Genomic DNA, 16,400 nt, shown 5'->3' with positions numbered 1-16,400 from the left:
CCGCCGCACGGCTTGTAGCCAAGCTGTGACAGCAGGGGTCAGGAGTCGTAGAAGACCCGGTGGACCACCTGGCGGGCGCGGCGGGTCACCCGGCGGTAGTCGTCGAGGAAGTCCTCCGAGCCGTCGGGAGCGTAGCCGAGCATGCGGGCGATGAGCCTGCGCTCCCTGACGTCGGCCGGGACGCTGTCGCCGGGACGGCCCTTGACCAGCATGACCGCGTCCCTGATGCGGGAGGCGAAGCGCCAGGCCGCCGTCAGCACGGCCGCGTCGGCACTCGCGAGCAGATCCTCCGCCTCGGCCGCGCGCAGCGCCTCCAAGGTACGGGTGGTCCGCAGCGCGGGGTGCCCGGCCGCGAAGCGGAGCTGCAGCAACTGCGCCACCCACTCCACGTCCGACAGGCCGCCGGGGCCCAGCTTGGTGTGCAGGGCGGGGTCGGCGCCGCGCGGCAGACGTTCGGCCTCCATGCGGGCCTTGATCCGCCTGATCTCGCGTACGACGTCGTCGGGCAGGCCGTCAGGCGGGTAGCGCAGCTTGTCGATCACGGAGATGAACTCGGCGCCGAGCGCGGCGTCACCGGCGGAGAAGCGGGCCCGCAGCAGCGCCTGCGCCTCCCACGGAGACGACCAGCGCGCGTAGTAGGCGCGGTAGGAGGCCAGCGTGCGGACGAGCGGGCCCTGCCTGCCCTCGGGGCGCAGGTCGGGGTCGATGAGCAGCGGCGGGTCGGGGGCGGGGAGGGCGAGCAGCCGGCGCAGCTCGTTGGCGACCGCGTAGGCGGCGTCGGTGGCGTCGCGTTCGGAGGCGCCGGGCACGGGCGTGTGCACGAACATCACGTCGGCGTCGCTGGCGTAGGAGGACTCCATGCCGCCGAGCCGTCCCATGGCGATCACCGCGAACCTGGTCGGCAGCTCCGCCCGCCGCTCGACCTCGACCTTGCCGATCGCCACGTCCAGCGCGGCCTGGATGGTCACGTCGTTCAGCGACGACAGCGCCACCCCCACCTGCTCGATGCTCATGAGTCCGGCGATATCGGCTACGGCCGTACGGAACAGCTCCCTGCGCCGCAGCGCACGCACGGCGGCCACCGCCGACTCCATGTCGGACCCGTGCCTCGACACGGCCGCCGACGCCTCCTTCAGCAGCGCGTCCGGCGAGCGCGGGGCCAGGCCCTCGTCGGAGCCCAGCAGCCCGACGGCGTCGGGCGCGTTCATGAGCAGGCCGGTCGCGTAGCGGCTGGTGCCGAGCACCCGCGCCATCCGCGCCGCCACGGCCGTCTCGTCGCGCAGCAGCCGTAGATACCACGGCGTGGCACCGAGCTTGTCGCTCACCTGGCGGAACCCGAGCAGCCCCGCGTCCGGGTCGGGCGCGTCGGCGAACCAGCCGAGCATGACCGGCAGCAGCGTCCGCTGGATCGCCGCCCGCCGCGAGACGCCCGTGGTCAGGGCGGCGATGTGGCGCAGGGCGCCGTTGGGGTCGACGTAGCCGAGCGCCTGCAGCCGGGCGGCCGCCGCCGTGGTGGACAGCCGGGACTCCGACTCGGGCAGCCGGGCCACCGCCTGCAGCAGCGGCCGGTAGAACAGCTTCTCGTGCAGCCGCCGCGCCTCCCTCGCGTGGCGCCGCCACCTGGCGGTGAACTCCCCCACCGGATCGGCGTGCATGCCGAGCGCGCGGCCCAGCCTGCGCAGGTCGCCGGGGTCCGACGGCAGGACGTGCGTACGGCGCATCCGGTGCAGTTGCAGCAGGTGCTCCACCTGGCGCAGGAACGTGTACGCCTCGGCCAGCCCGCGCGAGTCCTCACGCCCCACGTAGCCGCCGCGGGAGAGCGCGGCCAGGGCGGGCAGCGTGGCCTTGCGCCGCAGCAGCGGATCGAGCCGCCCGTGCACGAGCTGCAGCAACTGCACCGCGAACTCGATGTCACGCAGCCCGCCGGGGCCCAGCTTGATCTGCCGTTCGCCCTCGGCCCGTACGTGGGACTCGACGCGGCGGCGCATGGCCTGCACGTCCTCGACGAAGTGGTCCCGGGTCGCCGCCGACCAGACGAACTCGTTGACCGCCTCGACGTAGGCCGCGCCCAGCGCGAGGTCGCCCGCCACCGGCCGCGCCTTGAGCAGCGCCTGGAACTCCCAGGTCTTGGCCCAGCGCCGGTAGTAGGCCAGATGGCTGCCCAGCGTGCGTACCAGCGGCCCCGCCCGGCCTTCCGGCCGCAGCCCGGCGTCCACCTCCCACAGCGAGCCCTCCGGGGTGGTCGCGGTGCAGGCCCGCATCATGGCCTGGGCCAGCCGGGTGGCGCCGCGCAGGGCCGCCGTCTCGTCGGCGCCCTCGCGCGGCTCGGCCACGAAGATCACGTCCACGTCGCTGATGTAGTTGAGCTCCCTGGCGCCCTGCTTGCCCATGCCGACCACGGCCAGCCGTACGTCACTCGCGTCGACCTCGGCCCGCGCGATGGCCAGCGCGGCCTCCAGCGCCGCGCCCGCGAGGTCGGACAGCTCGGCGGTGACGTCGGGCAGTCCGATCTGCCCGGTGAGGTCCCGCGCGGCCAGGTGCAGCAGCCGCCCGCGGTAGGCGACCCGCAGCGTCACCAGCGCGTCGGGATCCGACGCGCGCGGCTCGTCCTCCTCCGGCTCGGCGCCGACCGCGCGCAGCAGCTCCGCCCGCGCGTCTCCGAGCTCGGGTACGGCCATCAGCCCGAGCTGCTCGGGATGGCGTACCAGATGCTCCCCCAAGGCGGCGCTCACGCCGAGCACCGCGAGCACCCGGGCCTCAAGGTCTTCATCCGCGCGCAGCGTGTCGAGCACAGAGGGCTCGCGCTCGGCGAGCCTGGCCAGGGAGGCGAGCGCCAGATCGGGATCGGCCACGGCTACCAGTCCTTTGAGCAGGTCGTCCAGCTCGGCCCCCGATTGTCGTACCAGGGTCGCGGCCCGCGCGCCGTCGGCGAAGCCGAGCTTTGCCAGGCGGGCGGCGGTGGACTCGATCCTCGGCACACCCCCATCTTGACAGCCCGCCGGTTCTGGAGCCTAAAGTTAAACGCAACGTTGCGTTGCATTTGATGGAGGTTCTGGGATGGACGGAGTACCGGCGGCGGTGACGTGGGGTCTGCTCGCGGCCTGGGCGGTGCACGACGCGGAGGAGCTGGCCACGATGGCCCGCTGGACCCGCGAGGCCCGGCCGGAGCTGGAGCGGCGCTACCCGCGCGTCCCGTGGCAGCGGCTGGAGCTGTCGCAGCGGCAGGTCAACGTGGCGATCGGGCTGATGGGCGGTGTCATGGCCGGGGCGTCGGCGGCGGGGGCGCTCACCGGAGGGCGTAGCCCGGTGTTCCAGGCGGTGCTGGCCGGGTTCGGCCTGCATGGGGTGGGCCATCTGGCGCAGTCGGCGGTCGCGCGTGGCTACACGCCCGGCGTGGTGACGGCGCCGGTGGTGGTGATCCCGTTCACGGTGTGGGCGTGGCGGCGGCTCAAGGCGTCCGGTGTGCCGGCGGCGAGCGGCCGGTCGGCCCTGGCGGGGCTGGCCGCCCTGCCGCTCGTCCTGGGCGGCGTCCACGCACTCGCCCACGCGCTCACCAAACGCCGCACCCACCGCCGGTAGCCCACCGCGCGCCGCGCGGCCACCGGAAGCCCGCCCGGAGCCGGGCGACCGGTGACCGGCGCTGCGTGTCAGTCGACGCAGACCAGGAACTGGTCCGTGTCCCAGGGCCCGGCCAGGCCGGTCTCGTCCTCGGCCGCCCTCGTGGTCGCCTCGTTCAACGCGGCCGACGGGAAGACGGCCATCGGGATGACCTGGTTCTGCTGGCCGCCGTTGCCGACGCCCGTTCCCACGATGCGCTGGGCGGGGTTCGGGCAGGCGACGAGGGTGCTCTTGGGGCTGACGGAGTTGCCCTGGACCTGGGCGGGCATCTCCACCGCGTAGCCCGGCGGCTGGTCACCGCACACGGCGAAGGCCGTCACCCGCCACCTTCCCGCGAACCCGCCCTCGGCCTCGTAGGCGTTGGCGAAGGTGAAGGCGTCCTGGAGGCCGACCTCCGTCAGGAAGACCTTCCCGTCACCACCGTCGATCCGGCCACCGGTCCCCAGCGCGACCTTGCCCGCCGGGCAGTTGACGGTCTGCGCGTCGCTGGGCGGGGAGCCCGGCGTCCCTCGCTGCACGAGGTAGACGAGCCCGGGAAGTCTCCCGCACACCGCGTACACCTTCAGGCGCCACTGGCCGCCGAAGCCGTTGCCGTCCTCGTGCGCGGCGGCCTCGAAGAAGTGCCCGGAGCCGTGGGCCACCGGCTCCAGCCGGGTGAGCACCACCTGGGCGGTGGCGTTCGGCGCCTGCCCCGCCGTACCTCCCTCGATGGAGGCGCCACCGCTGATCACCCGCGTGCCGTGCGGGCAGCGGGCGCGGGCCGATTTCGCTTTCGCGGAGTCCTTACCGGTCTGCGAAGAGACCCTGACGACCGGCGGGGCCGAACGCGCCGCCGCGTCCGCCACCGGCCCCGCCAAGGTCAGACCGATCGTCGCGCACACCGCCAGGGCTGCGCGCACTGCCGTGCGTCGTTTCATGAACGTCCTACCTTGCTCCATCGTTGAAGCTCCATCGATAAAGCTCGATCGATGAGGCAGCGTAGGACCGCCCGGCAGCCGCTCGCGTCAGGGAACGACCTAGTACATCCCCTGAATCGGCTCCCGGCCAAGATCCAGGATCACGCGCCCGAACGCCTCCGCCATCGGCCGCCAGGTGGCGACCAGCGCCTCCTCGGCCGCGACGACCGCCGCGTTGAGCTCGCGGGCCGAGTCGATGCCCGAGGCCGTGGTCCACGAGGTGAAGATCTCCGGCGTGGCCTCCGGGTGGAACTGCACCGCCCAGGCCGCCTCGCCGAGCCGGTACGCCTGGTTCGGGTACTGAGCGCCGGTCATCAACGGCACCGCTCCCTCGGGCAACCGGGCCATCACGTCCTGGTGGTACTGGACGGCCACGGCCGTGCCGGCACCCGACAACAGCGGATCGGTGGCCGCGGCGGGCAGCGCGACCACCTCACAGGCGCCCACCTCCAGCCCGGCGCCGCCCCGCTCCACCGTGCCGCCAAAGGCCAGGGTCATCAGCTGCGCGCCGAGGCAGATGGCCAGCGTGGGCGTCCCCTCCTCGACGGAGCGGGCCAGCAGGTCGCGGGTGGCGGGCAGCCACGGGCAGCGCTCGTCCTCCCACGCGGCCGCCTCCCCGCCGAGCACGATCAGCCCGTCGGCGGCCCGCGAGGGGACCTCCTCGCCCAAGTACGGACGGACGACGTCGCAGACCGGCCCCAGCCAGCCGCCCAAGTAGCCGAGCGGCGCGTCCGCCTCATGCTCGATGACCGTTATGCGCATACGGAGTAATTTATCCGCCCAAAAACTTTCGTCACACCACGCGCATCAAACAGCCCGTGAACGAGCTGATCGACGGAGACCCTCAGCGGCTGGGCGGCTACTGGCTGGCCGGGCGTCTCGGCGCGGGCGGCCAGGGCGTGGTCTACGAGGGCTACGCCGAGGACGGCCGCCGCGTGGCGATCAAGGTGCTGTACGGCGACCAGCCGGCGCAACTGGCCAGGGAGGCGGCCGCGGCGCGGCGGGTGGCCGGGTTCTGCACCGCGAGCGTCCTGGAGGCCAAGCTGGAGGGGCCCAGGCCGTACATCGTCAGCGAGTACGTCCAGGGCCCCACCCTGCGCAAGGCCGTCACCGAGGGGCGTCGCTTCGGCGGCGGCGACCTGCACCGGCTCGCGACGGCCGTGGCCACCGCGCTGACCGCCATCCACGACGCCGGCGTGATCCACCGCGACCTGAAACCCGACAACGTGCTGCTCGGCCCGGACGGCCCGCGGGTGATCGACTTCGGCATCGCGCGGACCGCGGAGATGTCGCTCACCGCGACGGGCCTGGTGACGGGCACGCCCACGTACATGGCGCCCGAGGTGTTCGGCGGGCAGCGGGCGGGGACGCCCGCCGACGTGTTCGCCTGGGGCGCGGTCATGGTCTACGCGGCCACCGGCACGGACCCGTTCGAGGCCGAGAACCTGGGCGCGGTCATGCACCGGGTGCTGTCGGCCAGACCCGACCTGAGCGTGCTGCCCACCACGCTGCGGCCGCTGGTGGCCGCGGCGCTCAGCAAGGAGCCGCTGGAGCGCCCGTCCGCTCGCGAGCTGCTGCTGGGCCTGGTGAGCGCCGAGGGCGGCCTCGACACCGGCCTGCTGCTCGCCGCGGGCGGCAAGGAGGCCGCGCGGGCGGGCGTCCCCGCCCACGATCCCGCGCTGGGCACCCTGGCCGAGGAGGCGTACGCGCTGCTCGCCGCGGACGAGCGCGAGCTCGCGCCCGAGGTCTTCCTCCGGCTGGTCACGCTGAGCGAGCAGGGCGGCCTCGCGGTACGGCGGGCGCAACTGGCCGAGCTCGTCGAAGGCCGGCCGCTGCCCGAGGTCTCGTCGGTCACCCGGATCCTGGAGGTGTTCGGCTACCTGCTGTCCAGGGAAGGCGAGGAGGTCTGGCTGGCCCGCCCCGCCCTGCCACTCGCCTGGCCGCGCTTTCGCCGCTGGGTCGACGCCAACCGGGACGGCCTGGCCGTGCACAAGGAGATCCTGACCGCCGCGCAGCGGTGGAATCGGGCCGGGCGCAGGGACGGCGACCTGTTCCAGGGCAGCAGCCTGGAGAACGCGCTGCGGTGGGCGGCCACGGCCCGCCGTAACATCACCCTGTCCACCGCCGAACGCGACTTCCTCGACGCGGGCGCCGATCTGTCCAGGCGCCGGAGCAGGCGGACCAGGCTCGTCTCCGTCAGCCTGGCGGCCCTGCTGGTGATCTCGCTGCTGGCGACCGGCCTGGCCGTCCAGCAGAGCGCGGTCGCCGATGAGCGGGCCGACCGGATCGCCGCGCAGCGCGACCAGGCGGAGGCGGCGCGGCTGGCGCAGTTCGCGGGCACGCTGCGCAAGAGCGACCCGAGGGCGGCGATGCTGCTGAGTGTGGCCGCCTGGCGGCTGGACCGGACCCCGCAGACCAGGGCCGCGCTGACCGCTTCGCTGGCGCAGCGCGAGGTCGCCGTGTTCAAGGATCCTGTCGCCTCCGGTGCCGCGCTGCGGGTGTTGGGCGGCGACGGCAGGACGCTGGCCAGTGTGAGCGGCGACGCGGTGCGGCTCTGGGACGTACGCACCGGCAGACGGACCGGCGGCATCGGCCGGCTGGGCATCGCGGGCGAGCGGCCCCTGACCGCCGCCCTCTCCCCCACCGGCCAGAACCTGCTGGTGGCCACCAACAAGCGGGCGCGGGTGTGGGACCTGCGCACCGGCAAGACCGCCGGGACGTGGACGTTCGGCCATGACGTGGGCGACGACACGGGCGCATCGGTCGGCGTCCGGTACGGGACGGCCGACCGGTACGCGCTGATCCGCCTCGAGCAGCACGAATACACCTGGGACCTGCGGTCCGATACCCGGACGAAGGGCCCCCTCTCCGTGCGCCCGGTCGTCTCACCCGACGGCAAGTCGGTGGTGCGGCCCGTGGGCGGAAAACTGCGGATCACGGACCGCGCGGGCGGACCGGCGGAGACCCTCGGGAACGAGGTGGACAGCTGGAACGGCGGTGAGGTGACCTTCAGCGCCGACGGGCGGCTGCTCGCCTCGGTAACCGGGCAGAACATCCAGGTCTGGCGGGCGTACGACCAACTGCTCACCACGCTGACCCTGCCCGGCGGCACGGAGGATGATTCCGTGCCGCTGCCTCAGGTCGGCTTCGACGGCCACACGCTGCGCTATCTCAGCGAGGACCGCGTCCTCACCGCGGACCTGAGCGACTTCGCGGTGCGCGCGCCGAAGGAGGCGCCCTCGTGGTCGTGGGCGAAGTTCGGTCCCGGCGCACGGCAGGTCCTGAGCTCCGAGGACGGCTACCAGATCTTCCTCGCCGACCCACGCGGGCCACTCGGCGCCCCGGTGCTGAAGAGGCCCGATTCCGACCCGGCGGACGCCGCGGCGATCAGCCCCGACGGACGGCTGGCCGCGGTGGGCGGCATCCGCGGGTTCACGGTCCTCGACACCGGCACACGGCGCACGCTCGCGAAGGCGGCGCCCAACGGCGACCTGGCGGAATACGAGATCTCCTTCCTGACCTTCAGCCCCGACGGCACGAACCTGGTCACCGGGCTGCGCTACGGCGACGTGGACGTGTCCACCCGGTACGCGGTCAGCGTCTGGGACTGGAAGTCGAAGCGCCAGTTGTGGTCGGCCACGGTGGGCGAGGTGCACGACGCCGACTTCTCCCCCGACGGCAAGGTGCTGGCGGTGGGGTCCGGCGAGCAGCACCTGTTCGACGCGGCGTCGGGCCTGCGGCTGGGCAAGCCGTTCGGGGGCACCGGCCAGGGCACGACCGTCACCGACGTGGTCTTCACCCACGACGGCAGGTCGCTGGCGGTCGTGGACTCCCGCGGTCGCGTGAACGTCTACGACACCGCCACCAGGCAGCGGGTACGCCAGGTCGCCCTGGGCCGGCTCGCGGGCGGGGACGTCGCGGCCAGGTCACCCCGCGAGGACGTGGTCGCACTGGTCACGCACGACCACCGGGTACGGCTCGTCGACCTGGCCGGCGGCGCGGACCTGGGCACGCTCGGCGACAGCGACCACGGCGGCGACCTGTACGGCCCGGCGTTCACCGCCGACGGCTCGGGGGTGATCACCCTGGACGAGGCAGGGGCCGTGCGCGAGCGGCCGGTCGAACCGGGCAAGGTGGTGGCCGCGATCTGCGCCCGCGCGGGCCGGTCGCTGAGCCTCGGCGAGTGGCGAAGCTTCGTGCCAGGAGTGCCGTATCAGAAGGTTTGTCCGTAAGATCCGGCTATGAGACTCGACGAGGTCGACGGCATGCGGGTCGCCACGTTCGGCACGGGATCGCGCCTGATCATCGCGGTGCACGGGATCACCGCCTCGCTGATGGCCTGGGCCACGGTGGCGCGGTGGCTGCCCGACGACTGGTCTCTGGTGGCGATGGACCTGCGCGGCCGCGGGCACAGCGCCGCGCTGCCCGGCCCGTACGGCCTGGCCAGGCACGCGGAGGACGTGCTGCGCGTGGCCGACCACGTGGGCGCGGGACCCGAGACCGTGCTGACCGGGCACTCCATGGGCGCCTACGTCGCGGCACTGGCCGGTGCCGAACGCGAGTTCGCGCGCGTGGTGCTGGTCGACGGCGGGCTCCCGCTGCCGCTGCCCGAGGGCGCCGATCCCGACGCGGTCCTGGAGGCCACCTTGGGACCGGCCCTGGAGCGGCTGCGCCGGACGTTCCCGTCACCGGAGGCGTACGTCGACTTCTTCAAGGCGCACCCGGCCTTCCTGCACGGATGGAACGCCGACGCCGAGGCGTACGTGCGCTACGACCTGACCGGGACCGAGGGCGCGCTGCGCTCGCGCGTGGCCGGTGAGGCGGTGCGCGAGGACGGGCGGTGGATGCGCACCGAGTCCGAGCGCATCGGCGCGGCGCTGACCGCGATCCGGGCGCCGCTCTCGCTGATCAGGGCGCCGCGCGGGCTGCTCGACCAGGACATCGGCATGCTGCCCGACGCGCTGGCGGCCACGTGGACCGCGCGCCTGCCCGGGCTCGCCGACGAGGTGATCCCTGGCTGCAACCACTACACGATCATGTTCGACGACCGCTGCGCCTCGATCGTCGCCGACCGGCTCACGTCCGGATCCCGCTGAACAGCCGGACGGCCCGGCACGATTCCGTGCCGGGCCGTCACGTCTTTCCTACGCTTCTCGTGGAGCGATCCAGGTGGCCCGCGCGGCGGCCACCAGCGTGCCGTCCGCCTCGTAGATCGCGCTCTCGCCGAACAGCTTGCGCCCCTCGCGGCCGGTCGCGCGGGCCACGACGGAGTAGGCTCCGCCCGCGTACAGCCGCCGATGGATCTGTACGGTCAGCCGCCCGAGCAGCGCCGACTCGCCGGGCCCGAAGTGGGCCCAGCCGGTGATGCAGTCGAGCGCCGCCCCCACGACGGAGGCGGGCACGCCGTCCTCGCCGGCCACCGTGAACGGCACCAGCCACCCAGCGGCCACCAGGTCGGTCCCCTCCACCGGGCCGGGGAAGATCCGCAGCCCGTCGCCCGGCTCGCGCAGCCCGCAGGCGAAGCACTCGGGGACGGCGTGGCCCCGCCAGCCGGGGAACCCGGCCTCGGCGCGCGCGGCGTCGTTGAACGGCACGAACTCGGGCGCCGTCAGGTCCTCGGCCACCGGGATGGCCTCGACCAGGAGCCTGTCACCCTCGTGGAGGTACACCGTGTTGGCGACGTGCTCCAGGCACAGGTCGGTCTCCAGAGGGGTGGGCGCGTGCAGCGTGACCTCGACCGCTGATCGATGGCCGCCCGTCGCCTCCGCCATGGTCCCGGCTATCCAGCCGCCGTTGGCGACTCCCGCCGGGCCCCTGAAGCGCTCAGGAACGGTCAACACGGTCTGCAGGGCAGCCGTCGTCATGCCACACCCTCCAACATCGCCCATATGGCGAAATATCCGAAAAGTCTCTTTGGAACGGACCGAATTTTAGCGGACGATCAGTTTCCCACACCCTCCGGGGCTTTCGTCCCACCTCATAACACCCCAGAGGGGCGCAGAACTTCCCAGGCAACCCGGGCTGCGCCGGGTGGTCCATGTCCGTAAGATACGACGCCTACTTTGCACGGACGTTACCTAGGAGCCAGAAGTGACGATGCTCACTCGCAGGAGTCTGCTCAAGGCGGGGGCCATCGCCGTACCCGCCGCCGCGATGACGGCTCGGCCGGCGCTCGCCGCGCCCGTCCCGGTGGTGGTGACGTCGGGGACCGCTCCCGCGTCCTTGGCCGCGTTCGACAATGTGATCAAGACCTTCGTGAAGGAACGCGAGATCTCCTGCGCCCAGTTGGCGGTCATGAAGAGCGGAAAGATCGTCCTGGCCCGCGGCTATCGTTACAACACCGGTGCCCAGGCGCTGCCCACCGTGACGCCGACGTCGCTGTTCCGCATCGCCAGCCTGAGCAAGAACATCACCTCCGCCGCCATCATGCGGCTGGTGCAGGACGGCAAGCTGAGCCTTTCGGCCAAGGTGACCACGCTGCTCGGCCTCACCCCGGCCGACACCCGGATGAACCAGGTCACCGTGCTCAGGCTGATGCAGCACCTGGGCGGCTGGGACCGTGACACCTCCAAGCAGGACCAGCTCTGGCTGGACCACACGATCTCGGCCGCGCTGGACGTGCCGCTGCCGGTCAGCCACGCCGACATCATCAAGTACGCCACCGGCCGGCAGCTCGACTTCGCCCCCGGGTCGAAAATGGTCTACAGCAACTACGGCTACATGCTGCTGGGCCGGATCATCGAGAAGGTGTCGGGCCTGCCGTACCAGACGTACGTCAAGGCGAAGCTGCTCGCCCCTCTGGGCATCACGCGGATGCGGCTCGGCAAGAGCCTCAGGACCGAGGCCGCGTCGGGCGAGGTGATCTACGACTCCCAGTACACCAACAAGTCGGTCATGGACGAGTCGGGCACCGTCGTGCCGTACCCGTACGGCGGCTTCAACATGCCCAACCAGGACGCCAACGGCGGCTGGCTGGCCTCGGCCGTGGACCTCGTCCGGTGGACGCTCGCCTACGACCGGCCGGGCACGGTGCTGAGCTCGGCGTCGATCGCCAAGCTGTTCGCCAAGCCGGAGACCGGCGTCAACTCCTCCGGCGCCTGGTACGGCGGCGGCTGGTGGGTCCGGCAGGTGACCGGGCACCTCAACACCTGGCACAACGGCTCGATGCCGGGCACGTTCTCGTACCTGGCGCGGCTGCAGAACGGCTGGAGCTACGCGGCGGTGTTCAACCGGCGCGAGGAGACCGGGACCCCGGACTTCGACGTGATCGACGGCCAGATGAACGCCGTCAAGATCACCACGTGGCCGACGACGGACCTCACCTCGAAGTACTTCTGACCTGACGCGCGGCGTCCCTCGAACGAGGTCAGCTCAGCAGCCCCGGAATACCGGTTGCCTCACCACGTACTGGGCCAGAACCATGGGGATGTGATGCGATTGGCCTTTGGGGTGGTGTCCGGGCGGGACCAGGAGGTATGGGACGTCCGTGGCCGTCCCGCGAGCGATTCCCCCGGGTCCGCGGTGGTCGTGGGCCCGGCCAACGGCGACCCCCGGAGCTCGGCGGCCGAGCTGGCCCGGCTGGTCGAGGCGGGCGGCGTGGTGGTCGCCGGGGCCGGGATCGAGCTGAGCCAGGGGTTCAGGTCCGCGCGGCTCGACGGAGCCGGGGGCGATCGGCGGGATGCCGTTCTGGCGGCGCTCAAGGTGCTGGGTGCGGCGGGGATGAGCCGGTTCGGGGAGCGGACCGGCATCCTGGTCGCCCTGTTCGGACCGGCCACGACCAAGCGGGTGGCCGCGGCCGCCGGCCAGGCCGCGATCGACGGACGCTGGCCCGCGCTCCAGCTCGCCTCGGCGGCCAGCGACCTGCTCGGGCCCGAACAGCTCGAACGCCTCCTCGCGCTGAGCGCCGCTCCCGGGCAACCGGACCCGATGGGGCGCGTCACACCGTCCGCCCTGGCCGCCCACCTGGCTCGCGTGCTGAGCCCCTTCCCCGCCCCGAGGCGGCTGGAGTTACTGCTCGACCTGTGGGACCAGGTGGGCGCGCGCCAGGCGGAGCTCCATCGCGAGCAGCGGCTCATGGCCACCCAGGCCCGCCAGAGTCGGCTGCCCGACCTGACCCGGCGCTACCGGAGCCACGAGGACGAGCTGCTGCTCGACCGGGTCCGCATGGAGCTGGGCCCGCACCCCTCACTCGCCGACGTCGCCCGCTGGACCCCGCACTGGGCCCACGTGTTGCACAGGGCGCTCGACAACGCGCTGGCCGCGACCGTCCTGCTCCGCACCGCGGTGGCGGTGGCCGAGCACGGCGTGACAGACGGCCTGGCAGGCTGCCGCGACCAGTTGGTGGCCGCCGCCGCCCGGCTCGACGACCAGGCGGCGGGCCGGGCCTCCCGCCGGGTCCCCGGACTGTGCGGCCTGCCCGCCCGGCCCGGCTGTTACGTCCGCGACCTGGCGAGAAGGGCTGATCCGCCCGAGCCGTACGTCAGGCAGCGGCTGGCCAGAGCCCGCGAGTACGGGCTCGTCGTCCTCGAGGCCGTCCCCGAGCTGCTGGCAGCCGCCGGCGACCGACTGGGGCCATGGGCGAGCACCGACCTGCGCAGGTGGCGCGAAGCGGTCGGCTACACCGCCACCAGGCCCCCGCAATACTGGGAGCAGATCCCGGTCGCCGGTCAGCAGGAGCCGCTCGCGCGACGGCTGGCGGCGCAGCCGGACGCGGTGCCGTACGTGGTGGAAGAGGCCGGTGACCTGCTCTGGTACGGCGAGCTCGCCGACGCGGTCGCCCGCCTGCACGGCCACGACGCCGCCATCGTCGTCCATGTCGGCCCGGAGGCGCCGGATGTCACCGTCGACCCGCCGCCCGGCGAGCCCGTCCCGCTGGACCCGCGCCTCGACTCGCTGCCGCTGGCGGTGGCGGGTGCGGCGCAACTGGTCTCGCTGGGCGCGCGGGCGCAGCGGCGCTGCCGTACCTGGAAGGAGCTGGTCGACGGGCTCATCGGCGACGTGGACCTCGCGCAGGCGCTGACCGGGGCCTTCCAGGTGCCGGAGCCGCTGACCGCGGTGGACGGCCAGGAGGTCCCCGGCACCGGGCTCCGCGTCGAGCTGGCGCGCGGCCCGCGGACGCTCGCCGAATGGTCGTCGTACATGGGCAACTGCATCGCCTCCCCCATCTATGTGGCGGACGCGACGGCCGGGAAGTGCGGGCTGCTGGCGCTGCGCGACCGCGACGGCGTCATCGCCGTCAACGTGGAGCTGCGGCTGGCGACACGGCGCTGGCATGTGACCGAGATGAAGGCCAGGTTCAACACCGAACCGGAGCCCGGAGTGGGCGAGCAGGTGCTGCGGTTCGTGGCCGGGATCGCGCCGCCGGCCCTGCCGGAGCAGACCCCCGCACCCCGGATACCCGGCGAACGGCTGCCCGCCAGGCGCCCACGGAACCAGGCCTTCCTCGATCTGGCCGAACCGCTGGCGGCCCTGGCCGCGCAGGCGATGGCCACCCCGTCGGCCGCGGGGGCGATCCGCGTACTGGAGTCGCTGGACGGCGCCGTCGGCGGCAGTGGTGGTGGTGGCCCGAGCGGTGAGGTGCTGGTCGCGTTGCGGAGGATGCGTCCCGGCCGACTGACTGAGGCCTGCCGCACCGCGCTGGCCCCGATCGGACAGACCTCAACCGGGCCGACACCATCGGGGACGGGTTCAGCCCGGCCGACGTCAGCGGGGACGGCTTCGCCCGGGTCGGCGGCGGTCCGGCTGGGCGAGCTGTGGGCGGCGACGCGGGTGCGTCCGCTGGCCGGCGCGATCGAGCAGTTGGATCCCGGGCTCCGCGACCGCTACGACCAGCTCGGCCTGCTGCTGGTGGACGCGCCGCTGCCCGGATCGCTGCGCGGGCTGGCCCGGCACCGGGCGATCGCTCCCGCACGGACGGCGGAGTTGGTCGTACGCAGGATCAGGGCGGCCATCGGCCGGCTCGCGCGCGCGGCCGACCCGGTGCTCGCCCAGGCCATCGGCCGGGGCGCGGACACCGACATCCTCTGCGCCCTCGTCATCGCCACCACGATCTGGCCACTCGAAACGGTCCCGGTCACCGAGCCCGCCCACACCGGCGTGCCGGGTTTCCCCGCGTCCACCCTCTCCGACGAGAACGGCCCCTGGCACCGTGCGCTCCCGGCCGCCGCCGAACTGGGTGCCGACCTCACCACTTTCTGGGACCGCGTCGCCACCGGCGGCCTGCGCGTCCCACCCACGTGGCTCGGCCACGGCGGCTGGCCCGCCCTGTGGAACCGAGCCGCCAGGAACACCCGCAGAACCGGCCTCAGGGCCTGAGGACCCGGCCCGCGACAGCCAGCCACCACAAGGCCACGACCTGCGACTGAAGTATCCTGACAGGGGTAGCTGATGTGGACTACGACTTCTCCCCGCCAGTACTTCACGTGTGTTGGAGGGAAGCCATGAAAATCATCATCGCCGCCGCCGGGTTGTCGCTGATTCCCATGCTCGGCATGGTCCACACGTGGGACGGCAGCGACCGGCACGAGGTGAGCAGGTCCCAATATGAGGTCCTGATCGGTCAATGCAGGTACGCCAGCACCTCGCACGCACGGTTGAGGTGCCGCACTGCGGTCAGGACGAACTACCGCGTGGGGCGGCGTGACCCCATGCTGGACTGCCGGACCTATTCCAGCGTGACCGTGTGCGGCACGTTGCAGCTGAGCAGCAGCGAACGCGCCTGCGTACGGGACTCCGTGGCCAAGCACCTGTCATTCCGCCGGGCCGAGGTGGAGTGCTACGCGTTCCAATGATCGCCGCGTTGAAAACGTAGTCGTGGGCACCAGTTGTCCGGTGCCCACAACCCAATACGTCTCACGTCTTCTTTCTGGTGCTGCTTCCCCTGGCTGTGGTGGCGGTGGTCGTCCTCGCGGCCTTCGTACCACCGGCCTTGGTGGCGTGGGCGGTGGACTGGTCCAGGACCTTCATGATCTCGGGAGTCAGCGCCTCTGCCAGCGCGGGCGCGAGGGCATCGGCCAGAGCGGAGGCCAGCACCTGCGCGAGCAGGAGCCTTTCGATGGCCGAGGACTTCAGCATCGCGCGCGGTGCCGACGTGAGGGCTGTTTCGATCAGGGTGGCCATGGAGTCCCCGCCGCGGGCAAGACCCTTGGTGGACTGGCCGGCCTCGTTGAGGATGTCGCGAATGACGTCGTCGATCAGCGACTCCACCGGGTCATGCCCTGTCGGATCGGCGGCTTCCTCTGACGCCATGAGTTGCTCCTCTGCGGTCGATGTGATCTGTCCCCCAGCTGTCGATTCGCGCGAGCTGAGGGACTCCTTTTGCCGTGGATCGGGAGTCGCCACTACCGGTTCGCGAGGGCGGCCAGCAGGAGCGGGTGGTCGATGCCGCCCTCCTCTTCACCTTCCCCGCGGCGGCGCATCAGCATGGAGAGCAGGAGCGGGTGATTGATACCGCTTTCCTCGCCTCCCCTACGGCGACGCATCAGCATGGCGAGCAGGAGCGGGTGGTCGAGACCACTCTCCTCCTCGCCCTCCCCACGGCGACGCATCAGCATCGCGAGCAGAAGCGGGTGCATGATGCCGCTCTCCTCGCCTCCCCTACGGCGACGCATCAGCATCGCGAGCAGGAGCGGGTGGTCGAGACCACTCTCCTCCTCGCCCTCCCCACGGCGACGCATCAGCATCGCGAGCAGAAGCGGGTGCATGATGCCGCTCTCCTCGCCTCCCCTGCGCCGACGCATCAGCATCGCGAGCAGGAGCGGGTGGTCGAGACCACTCTCCTCCTCGCCCTCCCCACGGCGACGCATCAGCATCGCGAGCAGAAGCGGG

At 72.6% G+C, this 16,400-nt stretch carries 12 protein-coding genes; 6 read left to right on the top strand and 6 right to left on the bottom strand.

All coding sequences use genetic code 11. The annotated features are described in order from the left end of the window. Nucleotides 1-38: 38 nt before the first annotated feature. On the bottom strand, nt 39-2,978 hold the full coding sequence (locus AB0F17_RS44645) for a bifunctional [glutamine synthetase] adenylyltransferase/[glutamine synthetase]-adenylyl-L-tyrosine phosphorylase (RefSeq protein ID WP_358036209.1): 2,940 nt from the start codon (nt 2,976-2,978) through the stop codon (nt 39-41). Nucleotides 2,979-3,057: 79 nt separating this feature from the next. On the opposite strand from AB0F17_RS44645, the gene AB0F17_RS44640 reads away from it, so the two are divergent. Next, a complete protein-coding gene (locus AB0F17_RS44640; RefSeq protein WP_358036207.1) occupies nt 3,058-3,579 on the top strand; it encodes an HXXEE domain-containing protein in 522 nt (173 codons plus the stop codon). Between the two features lie 68 nt (nt 3,580-3,647). Here AB0F17_RS44640 and AB0F17_RS44635 read toward each other — a convergent pair whose 3' ends face one another. Together AB0F17_RS44635 and AB0F17_RS44630 are read right to left on the bottom strand one after the other, a co-directional pair. Then, nucleotides 3,648-4,535, bottom strand: a complete 888-nt coding sequence (locus AB0F17_RS44635) for a hypothetical protein (RefSeq protein ID WP_358036205.1) — start codon at nt 4,533-4,535, stop codon at nt 3,648-3,650. 99 nt (nt 4,536-4,634) lie between these two features. Next, on the bottom strand, nt 4,635-5,336 hold the full coding sequence (locus AB0F17_RS44630; RefSeq protein WP_358036203.1) for a type 1 glutamine amidotransferase: 702 nt from the start codon (nt 5,334-5,336) through the stop codon (nt 4,635-4,637). Nucleotides 5,337-5,392: 56 nt separating this feature from the next. On the opposite strand from AB0F17_RS44630, the gene AB0F17_RS44625 reads away from it, so the two are divergent. Continuing rightward, nucleotides 5,393-8,806 carry a serine/threonine-protein kinase gene (locus AB0F17_RS44625; protein WP_358036201.1) on the top strand — a complete coding sequence of 1,138 codons (3,414 nt, stop codon included), beginning with the start codon at nt 5,393-5,395 and terminating at the stop codon, nt 8,804-8,806. 9 nt (nt 8,807-8,815) lie between these two features. Continuing rightward, nucleotides 8,816-9,670 carry an alpha/beta hydrolase gene (locus AB0F17_RS44620; protein WP_358036199.1) on the top strand — a complete coding sequence of 285 codons (855 nt, stop codon included), beginning with the start codon at nt 8,816-8,818 and terminating at the stop codon, nt 9,668-9,670. Between the two features lie 48 nt (nt 9,671-9,718). Here AB0F17_RS44620 and AB0F17_RS44615 read toward each other — a convergent pair whose 3' ends face one another. Then, entirely contained in the window at nt 9,719-10,438 is a 720-nt protein-coding gene (locus AB0F17_RS44615) for a hypothetical protein (protein WP_358036197.1), read from the bottom strand. 232 nt (nt 10,439-10,670) lie between these two features. Between AB0F17_RS44615 and AB0F17_RS44610 the strand changes: the two genes are divergently transcribed. The 3 genes from AB0F17_RS44610 to AB0F17_RS44600 all read left to right on the top strand — a co-directional run bounded on the left by AB0F17_RS44610 (nt 10,671) and on the right by AB0F17_RS44600 (nt 15,364). Then, entirely contained in the window at nt 10,671-11,912 is a 1,242-nt protein-coding gene (locus tag AB0F17_RS44610; RefSeq protein WP_358036456.1) for a serine hydrolase domain-containing protein, read from the top strand. Nucleotides 11,913-12,005: 93 nt separating this feature from the next. Next, on the top strand, nt 12,006-14,888 hold the full coding sequence (locus AB0F17_RS44605; RefSeq protein ID WP_358036195.1) for a hypothetical protein: 2,883 nt from the start codon (nt 12,006-12,008) through the stop codon (nt 14,886-14,888). 125 nt (nt 14,889-15,013) lie between these two features. Continuing rightward, the gene (locus tag AB0F17_RS44600; protein ID WP_358036193.1) at nt 15,014-15,364 is read left to right on the top strand and encodes a hypothetical protein; all 351 of its coding nucleotides are present in this window, start codon (nt 15,014-15,016) and stop codon (nt 15,362-15,364) included. A 61-nt stretch (nt 15,365-15,425) separates the two neighbouring features. Here the strand turns inward: AB0F17_RS44600 and AB0F17_RS44595 are convergent, their stop codons facing one another. Then, nucleotides 15,426-15,821: a hypothetical protein gene (locus tag AB0F17_RS44595; protein ID WP_358036191.1), complete on the bottom strand. Its 396-nt coding sequence runs from the start codon at nt 15,819-15,821 to the stop codon at nt 15,426-15,428. 92 nt (nt 15,822-15,913) lie between these two features. After that, nucleotides 15,914-16,400, bottom strand: a 487-nt coding sequence (locus AB0F17_RS44590; protein WP_358036189.1) for a hypothetical protein, incomplete at its 5' end; no start/stop codon positions are given.

The sequence above is a fragment of the Nonomuraea sp. NPDC026600 genome (assembly GCF_040638335.1).
In the GTDB taxonomy this organism is placed as follows: Bacteria; Actinomycetota; Actinomycetes; order Streptosporangiales; family Streptosporangiaceae; genus Nonomuraea.
Note: the sequence above shows the minus strand (reverse complement) of the source record. Positions and strands in the feature narration are given on the sequence as shown.